The organism is Phenylobacterium sp. VNQ135, from assembly GCF_049445735.1.
Classification (GTDB): Bacteria; Pseudomonadota; Alphaproteobacteria; order Caulobacterales; family Caulobacteraceae; genus Phenylobacterium.
Genome location: NZ_JBMSDS010000001.1, coordinates 78,147 through 94,294 on the forward strand (window position 1 = coordinate 78,147; position 16,148 = coordinate 94,294).

The 16,148-nt window shown below is 67.4% G+C and carries 11 protein-coding genes; 6 read left to right on the plus strand and 5 right to left on the minus strand.

The window, feature by feature from the left end; translation table 11 throughout:
- Positions 1–13: 13 nt before the first annotated feature.
- The 3 genes from ACO2Q0_RS00455 to ACO2Q0_RS00465 form a co-directional block, all read right to left on the minus strand.
- A complete protein-coding gene (locus ACO2Q0_RS00455; protein ID WP_423349513.1) occupies positions 14–1,138 on the minus strand; it encodes an HlyD family secretion protein in 1,125 nt (374 codons plus the stop codon).
- 6 nt (positions 1,139–1,144) lie between these two features.
- A complete protein-coding gene (locus ACO2Q0_RS00460) occupies positions 1,145–1,585 on the minus strand; it encodes a MarR family transcriptional regulator (protein ID WP_423349514.1) in 441 nt (146 codons plus the stop codon).
- A gap of 188 nt (positions 1,586–1,773) precedes the next feature.
- The gene (locus tag ACO2Q0_RS00465) at positions 1,774–2,145 is read right to left on the minus strand and encodes an STAS/SEC14 domain-containing protein (RefSeq protein ID WP_423349515.1); all 372 of its coding nucleotides are present in this window, start codon (positions 2,143–2,145) and stop codon (positions 1,774–1,776) included.
- 784 nt (positions 2,146–2,929) lie between these two features.
- Between ACO2Q0_RS00465 and ACO2Q0_RS00470 the strand changes: the two genes are divergently transcribed.
- Positions 2,930–4,066, plus strand: coding sequence for a hypothetical protein (locus tag ACO2Q0_RS00470; protein ID WP_257838460.1), 1,137 nt, complete (start codon positions 2,930–2,932; stop codon positions 4,064–4,066).
- A 324-nt stretch (positions 4,067–4,390) separates the two neighbouring features.
- Here the strand turns inward: ACO2Q0_RS00470 and ACO2Q0_RS00475 are convergent, their stop codons facing one another.
- The gene (locus ACO2Q0_RS00475) at positions 4,391–5,245 is read right to left on the minus strand and encodes a hypothetical protein (protein WP_423349516.1); all 855 of its coding nucleotides are present in this window, start codon (positions 5,243–5,245) and stop codon (positions 4,391–4,393) included.
- A 251-nt stretch (positions 5,246–5,496) separates the two neighbouring features.
- Between ACO2Q0_RS00475 and ACO2Q0_RS00480 the strand changes: the two genes are divergently transcribed.
- On the plus strand, positions 5,497–5,976 hold the full coding sequence (locus ACO2Q0_RS00480; protein ID WP_257838463.1) for a MarR family winged helix-turn-helix transcriptional regulator: 480 nt from the start codon (positions 5,497–5,499) through the stop codon (positions 5,974–5,976).
- A 423-nt stretch (positions 5,977–6,399) separates the two neighbouring features.
- Positions 6,400–9,081 (plus strand): TonB-dependent receptor, encoded by a 2,682-nt coding sequence (locus ACO2Q0_RS00485; RefSeq protein ID WP_423349517.1) that lies wholly within the window; start codon positions 6,400–6,402, stop codon positions 9,079–9,081.
- A 593-nt stretch (positions 9,082–9,674) separates the two neighbouring features.
- Here the strand turns inward: ACO2Q0_RS00485 and ACO2Q0_RS00490 are convergent.
- A complete protein-coding gene (locus ACO2Q0_RS00490) occupies positions 9,675–10,244 on the minus strand; it encodes a TetR/AcrR family transcriptional regulator (RefSeq protein WP_257838465.1) in 570 nt (189 codons plus the stop codon).
- Positions 10,245–10,359: 115 nt separating this feature from the next.
- Between ACO2Q0_RS00490 and ACO2Q0_RS00495 the strand changes: the two genes are divergently transcribed.
- From ACO2Q0_RS00495 to ACO2Q0_RS00505, 3 genes are read left to right on the plus strand one after another with little or no spacing between them, the layout of a single operon-like run.
- Entirely contained in the window at positions 10,360–11,502 is a 1,143-nt protein-coding gene (locus ACO2Q0_RS00495; RefSeq protein ID WP_423349518.1) for an efflux RND transporter periplasmic adaptor subunit, read from the plus strand.
- Positions 11,503–11,512: 10 nt separating this feature from the next.
- Positions 11,513–14,692 carry an efflux RND transporter permease subunit gene (locus ACO2Q0_RS00500; RefSeq protein WP_423349519.1) on the plus strand — a complete coding sequence of 1,060 codons (3,180 nt, stop codon included), beginning with the start codon at positions 11,513–11,515 and terminating at the stop codon, positions 14,690–14,692.
- Complete coding sequence (locus ACO2Q0_RS00505; protein WP_423349520.1) at positions 14,689–16,089, plus strand: efflux transporter outer membrane subunit; 1,401 nt, start codon at positions 14,689–14,691, stop codon at positions 16,087–16,089. Before ACO2Q0_RS00500 ends, ACO2Q0_RS00505 begins: the two co-directional genes overlap by 4 nt.
- The last annotated feature ends 59 nt before the right edge of the window (positions 16,090–16,148 follow it).

Below are 16,148 nucleotides of genomic sequence, written 5' to 3' on the forward strand. Positions count from 1 at the left end.
TTCGAAGAGCTCGCTAGTCGACCGCATTGATGTTGACCTCAACCATCATGCCAGGCCGTAGGAAGCTATTCGCCTCTTCCAGAACAAGTCGCACCGGCAGGCGCTGGGTGACCTTCGTGAAGTTGCCGCTGGGGTTCGGATTGGGCAGCAGGGCGAATTGACTGGTCGCGGCTCCGCCGATCCGCTGCACCCGAGCTTTGAATTTGCGGCCAGGGTAGGCATCGACCTTTACCGTCGCCTGGGCGCCCACCGCGAGCTTTCGGAATTCCGTTTCCTTGACGTTCGCATCGACCCAGACGTTCCCGGGATTATGGTACATCAGGATCCGGGCGCCCGGCGTGACGAACTCGCCCGCATCGACGAACGTCTGGTCTATCACGCCGTCGAATGCCGCCACGATCTCTCGCCGCGAGAGGTCCAGCGATTGCTGCGCTCTCTTAGCGAGGAGACCGGCGCGTTGCGCGTCGAGAGCTGCGATCTGTTCATTCAGGACGTCAGCGTCATCCCGCCCGGAGGCCGTGACGTAGACGTCCCCCCGAGCCGCATCGACTGCGGCCCTTGCTCGGTCGACGGCCTTTTCGGCGGCCGTCAGGCGCGCCTGGTCTTCCTCGAGCCGACTCCTGGCGAGCAGTCCCTTGCTGTACAGCGTCTGCGTTCGGCCGAAGGCGCTGCGGGCCAGCTTGAGGTCCGCCTGCGCAGCTGCGAGCCCTGCTTCGGCCTGCAGCACTCCAGCATTGGAGACCTCGACGGCGCGTCCGACGCGCGAGTTGATCGCCGCCTGCTGGGCGCGCAGCTGTGCCTTCTGAGCCTCGAGTGCGGCGATGTTGGCCTCGATCTCCTGCAGGGCGAACTCGGCGTCGCGGGGTTCGAGCCGCACCAATACCTGCCCGGCGCGCACCGCGTCCCCCGGGCGGACCTTCAATTCCACCACACGACCGGCCGCTTCGCTCGCCAGCGCCACGACGTCGGATGCGATCCGCGCGTCGTTGGCGTAGACGTGCTGCCCCCGCGCATGGATAAAGCCGCCGGCGCAAACGACGGCGGCAGCGGCGAGGACGCTGGCCAGGGCGATCTTGCGCCTTGCTGCACGGGGCCTCGCCTTGGCGGCGCCGACATCTGTTTGGCTTTCTCCGGACATCTCAACCTACTCCAGACGCTCACTGATGCGGCGAAGGACAGATACGGTCGTGCCGAGATCGTCCTTCGGGATCCCGTGCAGAATTTCCTCCCGCAGCGCGTCGGCGACCTCCGTGATGTGGTCCAACACGGGCTGGGCCCCTGGCGCGAGCTGTACGAGCTTGGCGCGTCGATCTCCGGCGACCGCCTCACGGAAGATCAGCCCGTCGCGTTGCAGGGCGTCGAGCTGACGCACCAGCGTGGACGCCTCGATCCCCACGCGCTCCGCGAGCTCGCGCTGGAGGAGGCCGCCGTCTGCCTTCGACAGGACAAGCAGCAGCTGCCAGCGACTTTGCGTCAGCCCGGTTCTTCGGAGACGCTCGTCCAGGCGGGCGCGCCAGCGCCGGTGGATGAAGGCCAGTCGACGGGACAACTCGGAGTGAGGGTCAGTCAGATGCACTCGCTGCATGGCCAGTAGTTGGCATGCTAACTATCGCGCCGCAACCGGGTGCGGCAATCCGGCGCCCAATCGTCGCCGCTGAAGCCGGCGCTTGCTGACAGGCGCATCCCACGCGGCGCGCGCCCGCCCCTGCTGTAGCCCCTTGAGACCTGAACCCGGGAATGGCGACAAGGCGCGCCGCGTCGATGTCGCTCCGGCTAAGCCAGCCGGCCGTCGTCGGCAAGCCAGCGAATGGCTTCTGCCAAGTCGTTGTAGATCACCCGAAAATTGCCCTCCCCAAATGCCAGCCGGGCGATGTAGGCCAGTCGCGTATTCGGAACCAGGAGCGCTGCGCGGACGCCGCGTCTCCGGAGCTCTTCACTGTTCGGCTGCTGCGCGACGGTCAAATCGACGTCCGGAGGTTCCATCTCGAGGGCGTCATACAGCACCCGTGATCGGCCGCTTTCCGACAGGAGAAGCATGACTTGTGACTGGAGTTCGGTCACATCCTCGGCGGTCAACGCCCCTCGGATTCTTGCAACAATGATCTCGCCGCTGAGCTCGACCCAAATCCGCTGACTCTTCGGCATTTCTCTCACCCACGGTGCACCGTCACATCCGCCGCGGCTTGCGCGCGGATGCAGGCTGCTCTGCCCTGTAGCCCTCCGCCCCAGTTGCAACAACGTCTCAGCATCGAAGCCCCCTCCCATCGCAGCCTCGTCGACATTGTCGGCGGCCCGCGCGTGCAGAGGCGTCGTGGGGTTGAACCCGAAGGCGCCGGGTCATCGGCTGGGCGACGGCGAGGGCAACGCAGGGCGTCGCCAGAACTCCAAGTCGGCTCGGAGGAATAAACGATTGCCGAAGAGCCGCCGAGCGCAGCCGGACCGAGCTGTGAACCCGCCCAATTCCCGCGCACGACGCCACGTAGACGCTCTAGATTCCTTGGTGCGATTCCAATCCTGATCGAACCCGTCTGCGCCGCCTTTTCGATCTTGCCAACCAGGTCGGGAGACGACAGCGCCAATATTCTCAGCACGGCTAGCAGCTTGCCGGCCTCGCCCGGCGCAGGGCTGGTTCGCTCTCGCGTCAGGTCGCTCGCGAGCGGCGCAAGCTTTCGGGCAACGTCAAAAGATGGGTTGCGCAAGTTGCAGCTCGCCCTGCCGCCCTATCTGGCGCTGGTGCTGCGAAACTTCGTCACGGCTAGGGGGTTCGTTCGGCGACTGGCTGCTCATTGCTCGACCGGGCTTGCGACAACGGAAGTTGGGCTATGCCGGCTTCCGAGGACGCGCGGCGTCGGCGCTGACGCTGCGGATTTCACGAATCCAAGGCGCTCGCTTGGGCTTGGCCCGGTCCAACCGTCCCCCAGCTGCTTTAATGCTGTACCATTCGTCCATCTTCGGGACGCGGCGCCACAGTGGATTGGCTGAACAGGACGGCCGGTCAGCAGAAGCGGAGACTTTCGCGATGAGCGGCATTCGCCGGCTGACCGACAGGGATGGCGGCGGCGTCCCCAGCGCTGACATTCTTGTTGCCGGGCTCAAGGCGGCAATGCGGCGCCACGGACGCGCGTTGAAGACGCTCCACGGCTTCATTGGAGCCGCCCTCGATCCCAACCATGCCGACCTGCTACGACCTGGAGAATCCTACCTCTTCCGCCACGAGGACGTTCTGCGGCCGGTAATCGCCGAGGTCGCGTCGGTCGTGGACGCGGGAATTCGCTCCGGAGAAGTGCGCGCCTGCGACTCCGGGGTGGCTGCAAGGGTCGTGCTCGGCCTCACGTTGTTCGCGCCGCTCGTCGGCCCAACCCCACTAACCGGTGCAGGAAGGCGTCGGACAATCGAAGCTCTGCAGGACCTGATCACGTACGGCTGCGTCGGCAATCGCGGAACGTCGCCGACAGGTGAGAGGAATCGGCACCAGCGCTTCCAGCCACTTGAGGCAGGTAGCCGGGACGCAATCCTCGCCAGCGCGTCTTACCTGTTGAACCGGCGCCCCCAGGCTCCCATGGAGGAGATCGCCGCATTTCTGAAGGTGAGCTCCCACACGCTTGGCCTCTACTTCGGCGAACGGGACCATCTCGTGTCCGCCTGCCACTCCCGCACCCTCACGATCTTCCTACACGTGCAGGACGCCACCCTTGCGCCTGGGCCTGTGACGGCTGCGGGCGTCGGACGCTTTGTCCGGGCGACGGCGCTCAGTTATTTCAGCCCCGACGTGCAGCCGCTAAGTCCGATCGCAGCGCTGAGCGGAGCGGACGGCCATAGCGAAGCCCGACGGCGACTACAGTGGGCGGGCCTTTGGATGCTATTACGGCCGCGCTTGATCGACGGCGTCGGCGCAGGCGAACTGCGGGAGCGGCACCATCAGTTGGCGCCCCGCTTCTGGCTGGCCCTTTGCAGTTCTCTCCCGTCCGGGCTCTGGCAGGAGGCGATCCAAGACCCAGACCGCGAGGCAGATAACGTGGCCGAGCTGATCTGCCTCGGATTGGCGCCGGCCGAACGGACGTTTTGATCTGCGTGACGGCTCCGAGCGGCGCACGACCTCGGACGTGGATGACTACTCCGTGGCGCCGTGGGTGCGGGTTCAATGGATGGGGGAGCGGGCAGGCTCAGCCCGGGCTCGTCGGATGGGCGAATGAGAGGGGGGCCGGCTGACCGCCCACCAACGCTCAGCGATGCCAGCTCTCGCGAGCGGTCGGCGCTCCTGAGCAGACGCGCTCGAGTCTTCAACGTGGGCGCCTATCGGTCCAGTTCGGCGCGGCGCCCGCGCCGGCCCCTCAAGGACTCCGACCTGCCAGAACCTGCCGTCCTCGCTCTCAAGGGCCGCCGGTCACCCCTAGTCACGGCCAGCGCCTAACGACCCCATCGCTCGCAGCGCCGGCTGACGTTCAACGGCGGCGAGGCGCAGGTACATCCGCTGGAGGTCGAGGAGGTTCTGAGCGGCCAGTTGGATGACCGCGCCCCGCTCGAGCGCGGCGTCCGGCACGACAAACCCCCGACGAGCCCGCACGCAACTGCCCATTTCGGCAAGGTCCCACAGGCGGCGGCGCGTCGTTTCTATCGGTAAGCGCAGCCGCCGGGCGGCCTGCGAAGCCGTCACGGGCTGCCGGTCCACTTCGGCTCCCAGGCACGCGGTCCGGCAATCGAGTTCGGTGTTCGACCGAAAGACCTCAAACCAGATTGCCGCACTGACCACGTCTCCGAACGCCGCAAGCGCGAGCACCACAACGCGCAAGAGGTACTCGGACCAGAGACGGGCGGCGGCGCGTACCGGGGAGGCCTCGCCTTGGCGAGGCGCTGGCGCCTCAAACACGACGCCCGCTTGAGCGAGGGCGGCGTGAAGCGCCGATAGCGCTGCATATCCTGCTTCGAGTTCGCGATGATGTCCCGGGAAGCCGACACGCGCTGCGGGTATCACCACTATCCCCCCGGGGGCGTTGCGGCAAAGGCCGAGCTGAGCAAGCCGCCGCACCCGGCGACGGACCGTTTCGAACGGAAGCCCGAGGCTCTGCGAAATGGCGTTGATGCTGATCGGCCGCAGCAGGTCGTCCGGCGGCGAGGCGTCGTAGGTGACGAAGGCTGACTGGTGACCCGAATCGGGCATCCAGGCGCCTGAGTTGGCCTGTGTGAGCGTGGCCAGGACCACCGCATCGGTCAGGCTCAGGCCACGACGGGCGTTGACCTGGTCCATTAGGAACCCAGTCGTGATGCTCAAGACGCATAGTGTGTCCGTCATGCACGCCCTTTCGCGCTCGAGTTCACCCCGGGGGGCTGCGGCAGTCCTCGTCTCGCTGGCGCCGGCGCTCCCTTGCCGACAATCTCTTGCGCGGCCAGTAACCTGTGCTGGAAAGCAGCAGCCATGCGAAGCGGTCGCAAGCCGTTTGCGCGAGTTCGTTCCTTCGGCGAAGGTGGCGCCGAATCCCTGGAGACACCCGCGGAAAGATGACGTCACGGCAGAAACAACACCCGAGGGGCGAGTCGGCGTACGCCGCCCAGGTCGAAGGCGCGGGCTTCCTGCTCGGTGACGTGACCCGCCTGATGCGGAAGGGGTTCGATCGACGGGTCCGGGATCTTGGCCTTACTCGCCCTCAATGGCGCGTGCTGGTCTACGTGCTTGAAAATCAAGGGTTGTCACAGTCAGAACTTGCAAGACGGCTCGAGCTCGAGCGCGCTCCGCTCGGGCAGCTCGTGCGAGCGCTGGAAGGCCTGCGCCTGGTAAGCCGCCAACGCTCGCCCTCGGACCAGCGGGAGTGGATCGTGGTTGCGGGAGAAGACGCCCCCTCAGTCCTCCCGCAGATGATAGCGGCGGCGCACTGGCTTCGTGAGATCACCTTTCAAGGCATCAGCCGTGAGGAACAGATCACCCTGCTTCGACTTCTCGATCGCATGAGGTCGAACCTCAGTTTCGAACTCGATCGCTGACGCCATCCTTGCGGCGACTTCCGCTCGGGACAGTGCGACGTCGCCGCAGTTGCCTCGACTCCACGTAGGCCCACCCGCGCAGGCCCAGAGGTGCGCCTCAAGGTAGCGCGCCTCCGAGAACTCGAAGTCCAGAGTTCGGCAACACGCCAATCCCACGCCGCCTAGCGCCGCATCAGCGGCCGCAAAAATTGACCGCGCCCAGAGAGCGCGGTCAAGGGGCTGCTGCGGGGAAGAACGGTGCGCAGCAAGTCAGATAGTAATGTCAGATACAAGCGGCAGGGGTCAAGCTGGGCGCGGCCAGCGGTATGACCTAAGCGGCAGGATCGCGAACAATGGTCTCGCTCTTGACGTGGCGCTGAGACCGACAAAGGATGTCCCATACAATATTAACCGGGATCAATTCGCGGTTGTGGGGAGGAATAGATGTCGAAAAGGCAGTTGATGGCCACAGTCGCCGCAGTCGGCGTGATGGTGGCTCACGAGGCGCGCGCACAACAGGCAAACACGATCGAAGAACTCGTGGTCACCGCTGAGCGCCGAGAGCAAAGTCTACAGGACGTTCCCGTCGCGATTTCAGCATTCACATCTGAGAAGCGCGACCAGCTCGGCATATCGACGGTTTTCGACCTAACCAACTTCACGCCCGGACTGCAATATTCCAGCCAATTGGATCGGGTCAGTCTTCGCGGGGTGGGACGAACGACGAACGTACACGCGGCCGATCCATCCGTTTCGGTTTATTCAGATGGAATTTACACCACCTCGACGGTGGAAGCCGGCAAGACACCGCTGTTCGTGGAGCGGATCGAGGTGCTGCGGGGGCCACAAGCGACGCTGTACGGGCGCAATGCCATCGCGGGGGCGATCAACCTGGTGTCCAAGCGACCTACGGATGAGCCTTACGCCGAGGTCAGGGCGACCTATGCGAACTACAATCGTCACGTGCTCGAGGGCGCCGTTTCCGGCCCAACGACCATTCCCGGCGTGAAATTCCGACTCGCCGCCAATTGGGAAAAGCAGACGGAAGGCTGGTACGACAACATCGTGCCCGGGCAGCCCGATGAGGGCAACGTGATCGACACCAACATCGTCGAGGGCCAGCTGAAATTCGACTTCAACGACAATTTCGAAGGCTGGACCAAGCTCACCTGGATCCAATGGCGCAACGGCTCTGGCGGGCCCGGCGCCCGCGGCACGTTCACGCCGGGCCCCTACGCCAGCTTTGAGGTGGCCAACGGCGCAACGTCCCAGGAGCCGGGTTATGGCTGCAGCGGCCGGGTCACGAACGTGGTCAACCCCTCGCCTCTCGGCTGCGAGAACCCGGCTGACCGCGACCCTCGGAAGATCGCTTCGGTCATACCCTATCAGGTCAAGTTGGACGGCACCTGGATCTTTGCCAGCGAATGGATCTGGCACGCGCCCAGCTTCGACGTGAAGTACACCACCGGTGGCGCGCGCTATCACTACACGCTCAATCGGCCGCCGGACGACACCGTGGCGCCCGTGCAGAGCTATACGTTGCCCGGCGGCCTTCGGGTCTTCCCGCAACAGGTCTACAATTACCAGGAGATCGAGGAGTGGTGGAGCCACGAGCTCACCCTCAGTTCGACCCACGAGGGACCGCTACAGTGGCTCGCCGGCGTCTACTCCTGGAACGAGCACTTTGAGCAGCCCACGTCCACGTACCTGTTTCTTCAGCCACAGATCGCCGCCCCCTTGGGCGTGAGCTGCCCCCGCTTCGGCAACGCATGCCCGCCAAACCCGCTGTTGCAGCGGAGCTATGACGAGCCCAAGTTCCATATCCAGTCGAAGGCGGTCTACGCTCAGGTGGACTATGAGTTCACCGATGCCTGGAAGCTGACGGTCGGCGGACGATACTCGCTCGACGAGAAGTCGGGCTCGGAGGAGGCGCGCGTCCTGTGCTTCGCCTTCTTCGCCTGCACGCCCGGGCTGACGCCGGAGCAGACCGGGCCCTTCACGCCGGCGATCGACCTCACCCAGGCGCTGTTCATCCCCGGAGCCACGCCGCCGAAAGGCGTGTCGCAAGACTTCACATTTGACCCGGCCACAGGTCGCGCTCGGCGGGAGTACGACGCCGATTGGGACGCGCTTACCGGCAACGTCACGCTTCAGTGGGAGCCAGATCCCGCCACGACCGCCTATGTCCGCTACAGCCGCGGCTACAAGGCGGGCGGCTTCCGCATCGGCGTCGATACGGCGCTTACCGCCAACCCCTATACGAAGGCGGAATATCTGGACGACATCGAGGTGGGTCTCAAGAAGACCTTCGGGCGCAACCTGCAGACCAACATTGCGCTGTTCCACTATGACTACAAGAATGCGCAAATCCCGCTAACGATCATCGACACCGCCGGAGGTGTCACCCAGGCCCAGTCGGTGTTCTACAACGTGCCCAAAGCTATCTCGATGGGCGTTGAGCTGGAGACCATCTGGCAGCCGTTGGCTAATCTGCAGATACTCTTCAACTATTCCTATCTGAACTCCGAGATCAGACGAGCCAGCGGGGTGGTCGACCCCGCGGACCCGGCCGCACTCGACCCGGATGCAACCCCGCTGGGTTCAATCGGGGACTGCGTGGCCCGCCAGGCGACCCCGTCGGCCGCGGACAATTGCCCGGCCGACGTGTTCACCGCGCTCACGGGGGGCGGGTTCCAGCTCGGCCAGGACCTCAAGGGTCAGAAGCTGCCCAACGCGCCAAAGCACAAGGTCGCGTTGAATGTGAACTACACTTGGCTGTTCGAGGCCGCTTCGCTGACGGCTTCGGCCAGCTACACCTGGCGTGACGCTCAATACGGATCGATCTTCAACCGCGCCTACTCGCGCTCACCTTCCTGGGAACAGGTTGACGCGCGCGTGACCTGGACGCCTGCCAACGAGCGCTACACCGTCATCCTCTTCGCCAAGAATATCTTCGACGAGGTGGGGTATGAGGGCGGCGCAACGGCGGCGCGGCGAGCCGGCTACGTCGGTTCCGCCACGGCCGGCGGCTCCACAATCATTCCTGTCACTCAGGGGGTTGCGACGAGCTATCCGCTCACGCCGCCCCGAACCTACGGGATCGAGCTGCAGTATCGGTTCTTCTGACGGCCGCTCCAGGTGGGGGCGGCCCTATCCCGCCGCCCCCGCTGACCGGCCCGGTTCGGGCCACGCGCCCGACGAGCCGACCATTGCATCCAGGCCAAACCGTCCCACCAGTCCTTCGCTTTGCACCCCAGATGCGGCAAGCGGCGCTTCGGGCGCGCCGGCTGGGCCTGAATTCGAATCCGTGACACCGGTGATCTCGATGGGACGAGATCCACGAAGTGGAGGTGACCCTAGGTGTGACCCGAAACTTCCTTGTTCGCCGGCTGGAGCGGATCACTCGCCAGCGGCCGACGAAACGTGCTGGGTTCATGTCGAGGCGGAAGTCATGTTCGGGGCGCTGGCCGGGGCCACCGCGTCGGAGGCGCCGCGCCGCGGAGATCTGCGGCCGCGGTCGGTGTTCGGCGGTCTGCGCGAGGCGCGCAACTGCCAGAGCTTCCCGTCCGCTGGTGACCAGACCCGGCGGAAGGATCTTGGAGCCGGCGGCCGCTGGGCAGGTCAGCGACCACCAACCGAGCCTCCGCTGATCCATCTCTGATCGCTGGCTTCGAAGCGAACGGTCGTGGCTCTGAGATTCAACTCACGGCGATCCGATCTCACTCGATCGCCAGCTGCAGCGTTTCTGCGAGGCGGCCGGCCAGGCCCAGGCGATCCGCTTCGTCTTCGAGGCCGTTGTTGTCGATCGCCCGGGACAGGGCAGCGCCCATGATGATCGCCCCTACCGCGCGGGCCCGGATCTGCGCATCCGGCCCACCCAGCCAAGCCTCTATCGGTTCGTAGAACCGTTCCTGAGTGTTCCGCCGAACCAGCGGCCCGGCCCTGGCGGACGACGCCGAGCGCAGGATGATCTGCAGCACCGCCAGCTTATGATCCTCTACGGGATCGAGAAGCAGCATCCGGGCGGCCCGGGCGCCGAAATCCTCGCGCGGGCCCTCCAGGAGGTCTCGAACCGAGCCGCTCTCGGCAAGTACCGCGGCGAGCAACTCCTCCTTCGAGCCGAAGTAGCGCAGCACCAACGCCGGATCGACGCCCGCTTCGCCCGCGATGCCGCGCACACTAGCGGCGTCGTAGCCTTCCTCCGCAAAGCGCGACCGCGCCGCCGAAAGGATAGCGCTCCGTGTGGCCACGGCGTTGCGGGCGCGGGTCGGGCCCTCAGCCTGCGTCATCGAAGTTCCTCCGCCAATGTCCACGCCCGTTGACTTACACCGATGGCGCCCATAGGTCACCGACCGTTGACTGACTGACCCGCGCCTCCCCAGCGCGCTCGAGGGACAGAGACCGATGCAAACCTTCCGAACGCTCGCGCTGATGGCGCTGGCGAGCTTGGCGCTTGTTGGCTGCGGACGGAAGGAAGGACCGCCCGTCGCCGCCGCGCCGGTCGTTTCTGTGGCGGCGCCGCTGAAGGCCACGGTGCGCGACTGGGACGACTTCACCGGCCGGTTCGAGGCGGTGCAGCAGGTCGACGTCCGCGCTCGGACCGGCGGCTATCTTCAGGCCGTCCACTTCCGTGACGGCGAGGTGGTGCGCAAGGGCCAGCTGCTCTTCACCCTCGATCCTCGCCCGGCCCAGGCGCAGCTCGCCGCCGCTCAGGCCCAAGCCGGGCAGGCCCGCACCGAGCTGAAGCGCGCCGAGAGCCTGCTGGCGGCCAAGGCGATCTCCCAGGAGGAGTACGAGAGCCGCCGCTCGGCGGCCGCCGTGGCGGACGCCACGCTGCGCGCCCGGCAGCTGGATGTCGAGTTCACCCGCGTCACCGCACCCACCGCCGGGCGGGTCTCGGCCCGGAGGGTGGATCCCGGCAATCTCATCGCCGGCGGCACATCGGCGGGCGACGTGCTCACCACCATTGTCTCCGCCGACCCAATCCATTTCATCTTCGACGCCTCCGAGGCGCAGCTGCTGAAGCTCCAGCGGCAGGCCGGCGGCGTGACCTCCGCGCCCGTGCAGGTGCGCCTGCAGGACGAGGCGGAATATCGCTGGGAAGGGACCGTCGACTTCCTCGACAACACCGTCGACCCGCAATCGGGCTCCACCCGCGTCCGCGCCCTGATGCGCAACCCCAAAGGCTTCCTGAAGGCCGGCATGTACGGCGCAGCCAGGATGGCCGGCGCGGGCGCCTACGAGGCCCTGCTCATCCCGGAGACCGCCATCGTCGCCGACGGGCCGCGCAAGGTGGCCTATGTGGTGGCCCCCGACGGCGCCCCGCAGAGCCGACCGCTGACGCTCGGCCCGGTGATCGACGGCCTGCGGGTGATCCGCGCCGGTCTGCGTCCCGACGACCGCGTGGTGGTCAATGGGGTCCAGCGCGTCCGGCCGGGACAAAAGATCCAGGCCCGCAACGTCGCCATCAGCCGCCAGCCCCAGGCCGCCGCCCCGCGCCCCGCGCCCAATGCGGCGCCGGCCTCCACCGGCTCCATCCTCCGCTAGGCCGTCCCACATGAAGTTCTCCCGCTTCTTCATCGACCGGCCGATCTTCGCCGGCGTGATCTCGGTGTTCGTGGCCCTGCTCGGCCTGTTCGCCCTGCCGCAGCTGCCGCTCGCCCAGTACCCGGAAATCGCCCCGCCGACCGTGTCGGTGATGGCGAATTACCCGGGGGCCTCAGCCGAGACGCTCGCCGAGACCGTCGCCGCCCCCCTGGAGCAGGAGATCAACGGCGTCGAAGGCATGCTCTACATGACCTCGTCGTCTTCCAACGGCACAGTCCAGCTGACGGTGACCTTTGAACCAGGGACGGATCTCGATTCGGCCCAGGTGCTCGTTCAGAATCGCGTGGCGCTCGCCGAGCCCCGTCTGCCCGCCCAGGTCCGCCAGATCGGCGTCACCGTGAACAAGCAGCAGACCGGCTTCCTGATGCTGATCGCACTGACCTCCAAGGATCCGGCCGTGGATGTCGATTTCGTCGGCAACTACGCCAACTCCACCTTGCGCGACCGGCTGCTGCGGGTGCCCGGCGTTGGCGGCGTGCAGCTGTTCGGCGGCGGCTTCTACTCCATGCGGATCTGGATCGACCCGCAGAAAGCCGCCGCCCGCAATTTGACCTCGCAGGAGATCGTCGCCGCGCTGCAGGCGCAGAACGTCCAGGCTTCGGGCGGCGCGCTCGGTCAGGCCCCGGCCGATCGCGGCGTGGCCACCCAGCTCCCGGTGGAGGTCCAGGGCCGCCTCGGCACGCCCGAGGAGTTCGCGAACGTGGTCATCCGCACCGACGCCGAGGGCCGCGTCATCCGCGTCCGCGACGTCGCCCGTGTTGAGCTGGGCTCGCAGGACTACAGCGTCCGCGGCTATTTCGGCGGCGAGCGCGGCATCGGCGTCGCGGTCATCCAGCAGCCCGGCTCCAACGCACTTTCCACCGCCGCCGGCGTGTTGAACGCGGTTGAAGCGGCCAAGGCCGACTTCCCGCCCGGCGTCGCCTATACGATCCCCTACAATCCCACGGAGTACGTCCAGGCGTCTGTCGAGGCGGTGCAGCATACCCTGCTCGAGGCGGTCATCCTCGTGGTTCTGGTGATCGTGGTCTTTTTGCAGACCTGGCGGGCGGCGATCATCCCCATCCTCGCGATCCCTGTCGCGTTGGTCGGCACCTTCGCCGTGCAGCTCGCGCTCGGCTACGCGATCAACTCGCTGTCTCTGTTTGCGCTCGTGCTCGCCGTCGGAATCGTCGTCGACGACGCCATCGTCGTCGTGGAGAATGTGGAGCGGAACATGCGCGAGGGCCTCTCCCCTCGCGAGGCCGCGTACCGCACCATGGACGAGGTGAGCGGCGCCCTTGTCGCCATTGGCCTCGTGCTGCTGGCGGTCTTCGTGCCCACTGCCTTCGTGCCCGGCATTCCGGGCGAGTTCTACCGCCAGTTCGCGGTGACGATCGCCGCGGCGGCGACCATTTCGCTGCTGATTTCGCTGACGCTGTCCCCGGCCCTCGCCGCACTGCTGCTGAAGCCGCACCGCGAAGGGCACCACGGTCCGCGCTGGCTGCGCCCCCTGCAGCGCGCCGGGGATTGGTTCAACCAGTCCTTCGACGCGCTCTCCGAACGGTACGGTCGCATGACCGCCCGCCTGCTTCGCGCCAGTGTGATCGTGCTGGTCGTCTACGGCGGCCTGCTGACCGTCACCGGCTGGCGTCTCATCGCCACGCCCACGGGGTTCATCCCGCAGCAGGACCAGGGCGTGCTGATCGGCGTCGTCCAGCTGCCGCCGGGCGCCTCCCTGGAGCGCACCGACGCTATTGTTCGGCAGGCTGCCGCCGAGGTCGCCCAGATGCCTGGCGTCGAGACGGTCGCCGCCATGGCCGGCCTGGACGGGGCGAGCTTCTCCAACGCGTCGAACGCCGCAACCATGTTCATCCGCCTGAAGGACTGGCAAGAGCGTGGCTCCGCGCTGGGTGCCGACGCCATCGCGGGCGCGATCATGGGCAAGCTGGGCGCCGTCGAGGAGGCCAACATCTTCGTCCTGTCCCCCCCGCCCGTGCAGGGCCTGGGCAACGGCGGCGGCTTCAAGCTGATGGTCCAAGACCGCTCGGGGCTGGGTTACCGGGAGCTCGAACAGGCGGCCAATGGCTTGATGGGCGCCGCTTCCGGCACGCCGGAGGTCCAGGGGGTGTTCAACCAGTTCAACACTGGCGCGCCGCGCGTCTCCGCCGATGTGGACCGCGACCGGGCGCTGATGATGGGCGTCCAGCCGCAGGCCATATTCGACACCCTCGGAACCTACCTGGGCTCGACCTACGTCAACGACTTCACCCTCGGTGGCCGCACTTTCCGGGTGACCGCCCAGGCCGAGCCCTCCGGCCGGGACGAGAAGGCAGATATCGCCGACTTGCGGGTCCGCTCCGCCGGCGGCGAGATGGTCCCCGTCGGATCGGTGGCGCAGCTTCTGGACGACACTGGCCCCACCCGTGTGGTCCGCTTCAACCTCTTCCCTGCAGCGGAGGTGATCGGTTCGGCCGCCTCCGGCGTCTCCTCGGGGGAAGCCCTCGGAAGCATGGAGCAGCTTGCCGACCGAACCCTGCCCCAGGGCATGGGCTACGAGTGGACCGAACTGGCCTTCCAGGAGAAGGCCGCCGGCAACTCCGGCGCCCTCGTGTTCGTCATGGCCGTGGTTCTGGTGTTCCTGGTGCTGGCCGCCCAGGACGAGGCCTTCACCCTGCCGCTGGCAGTGATCCTGATCGTGCCCATGTGCATCCTGGCGGCGCTCGTGGGCGTAAGCCTGCGGGGCATGGACAACAACATCCTGACCCAGGTCGGCATGGTGGTGCTCGTGGCGCTGGCCGCCAAGAACGCCATCCTCATCGTCGAGTTCGCCAAACAGGCCGAGGAGCGGGACAGACAGAACCGTTTCCAGGCGGCGGTCACCGCCGCCCGGACGCGCCTGCGGCCGATCCTGATGACCTCCTTCGCCTTCATCCTGGGCGTCGTGCCGCTGATGCTGGCCACCGGCCCAGGCCAGGAGATGCGCCAGGCGCTCGGCACGTCCGTGTTCTTCGGGATGCTGGGCGTGACATTCTTCGGGCTGGCCTTCACCCCCGTCTTCTACGTGGTCTGCCGCAAGCTCGCCGAAAGGCTTCCGAAGCGGGCGCCCAAGGCAGCTGCGCCGCAAGCCGAAATTAAAGGGAGCCGCCCGTGAGCGCCCGCAATCTCTCGACCGCGGCCGCTGCGGCCGTCCTCCTCACTGCCTGCGCCACCGGGCCTGACTACAAGGCGCCGGTCGCCCCGCCCGGAACCGGCGGCGGCTTCGTCAGCACCGCGGTCGCTCCGGTGAGCGCCGACCAGCCGCCCGCCGACTGGTGGCGCCTGTACCAGGATCCCGCGCTGGACGGCCTGATCGCCGAGGCCCTCGACAACAATCGCGATGTGGCCGTCGCCGCCGCCAACCTCGCCCAGGTCCGCGCCTCGCTCTCGGAGGCCCGGGCCGGCCGGCTCCCCGGCACGACGATGAGCGCCGCCGCCGCCCGCAGCCGCCAGCCCGACGCCACCGGCCGGATGGTCGAGGCGGACACCCTCTCCACCGGCCTGGACGTATCCTACGAGGTGGACTTCTTCGGCCGCGTCGGCCGCTCGATCGAGGCCGCCCGCGCCGAGCGCGACGCCGCCCGGGCCGCCCTCGACGTGGTCCGTGTCTCCGTCGCCGCTGAGACGGCCCGGGCGTACGCCGACGCCTGCGCTGCCGGCGCCCAGTTGGCCGTGGCCCAGCGCACCCTCGCGCTGTCCGATGAGACGGCCGGCCTGACCCGTCGTCAGATGGAAGCTGGCCGCGGCACTGGCCTTGACCTTTCCCGCGCCCAGGCCCAGGCCGAAACCGCGCGGGCCGCCATCCCGCCGCTGCAGGCCCAGCGCGACGCCGCCCTTTTCCGCCTGTCGGTGCTGGTGGGTCGTCCGCCGGCCCAGGTGTCGCCGGAGGCCGCCGCGTGCCAGGCGATCCCGCAGATCACCGCCGCGCTTCCGGTCGGCGACGGCGCCGCCCTCCTGGCTCGCCGCCCCGATGTGCGTCAGGCCGAACGCCGGCTCGCCGCGGCGACGGCGCGGATCGCCGTAGCTGCCGCGGCGCTCTATCCACAGGTCACCCTCGGCGGGTCCGTCGGCAGCGTCGGAGGCGGCGGGCGGGGCTTCGGCGACCAGGTGTCGTTCAGCGTGGGTCCGCTGATCAGTTGGAGCTTCCCCAACATCGCTGTGGCCCGCGCCCGCATAGCTCAGGCCGACGCCGCGACTCAGGCCGCGCTCGCCACGTTCGAGCAGACCACGCTCACCGCGCTCCAAGAGGCGGAGACGGCGCTCAGCGCCTACGGCCGCGAGCTCGATCGCCGAACTGCCCTGCGCAGGGCGCGGGACCAGAGCGCCGAGGCCGTCCGCCTGGCCCGCTTGCGACATGCGGCCGGTCTCGACAGCTTTCTCACCGTGCTCGATGCGGAACGCACATTGGCCGGCCTGGAAGCCCAGCTCGCCCTGTCGGAAGCGGCTGTGACGTCCAACCAGATCAGGCTCTTCAAGGCGCTCGGCGGGGGTTGGGAGCGTAGGGCTCTGTAGGCGTCGGGAGAGTCCGCCGCTCCCCGCCTTGTGCGCGGCGGCTCGCAGGGGCCCCGCGG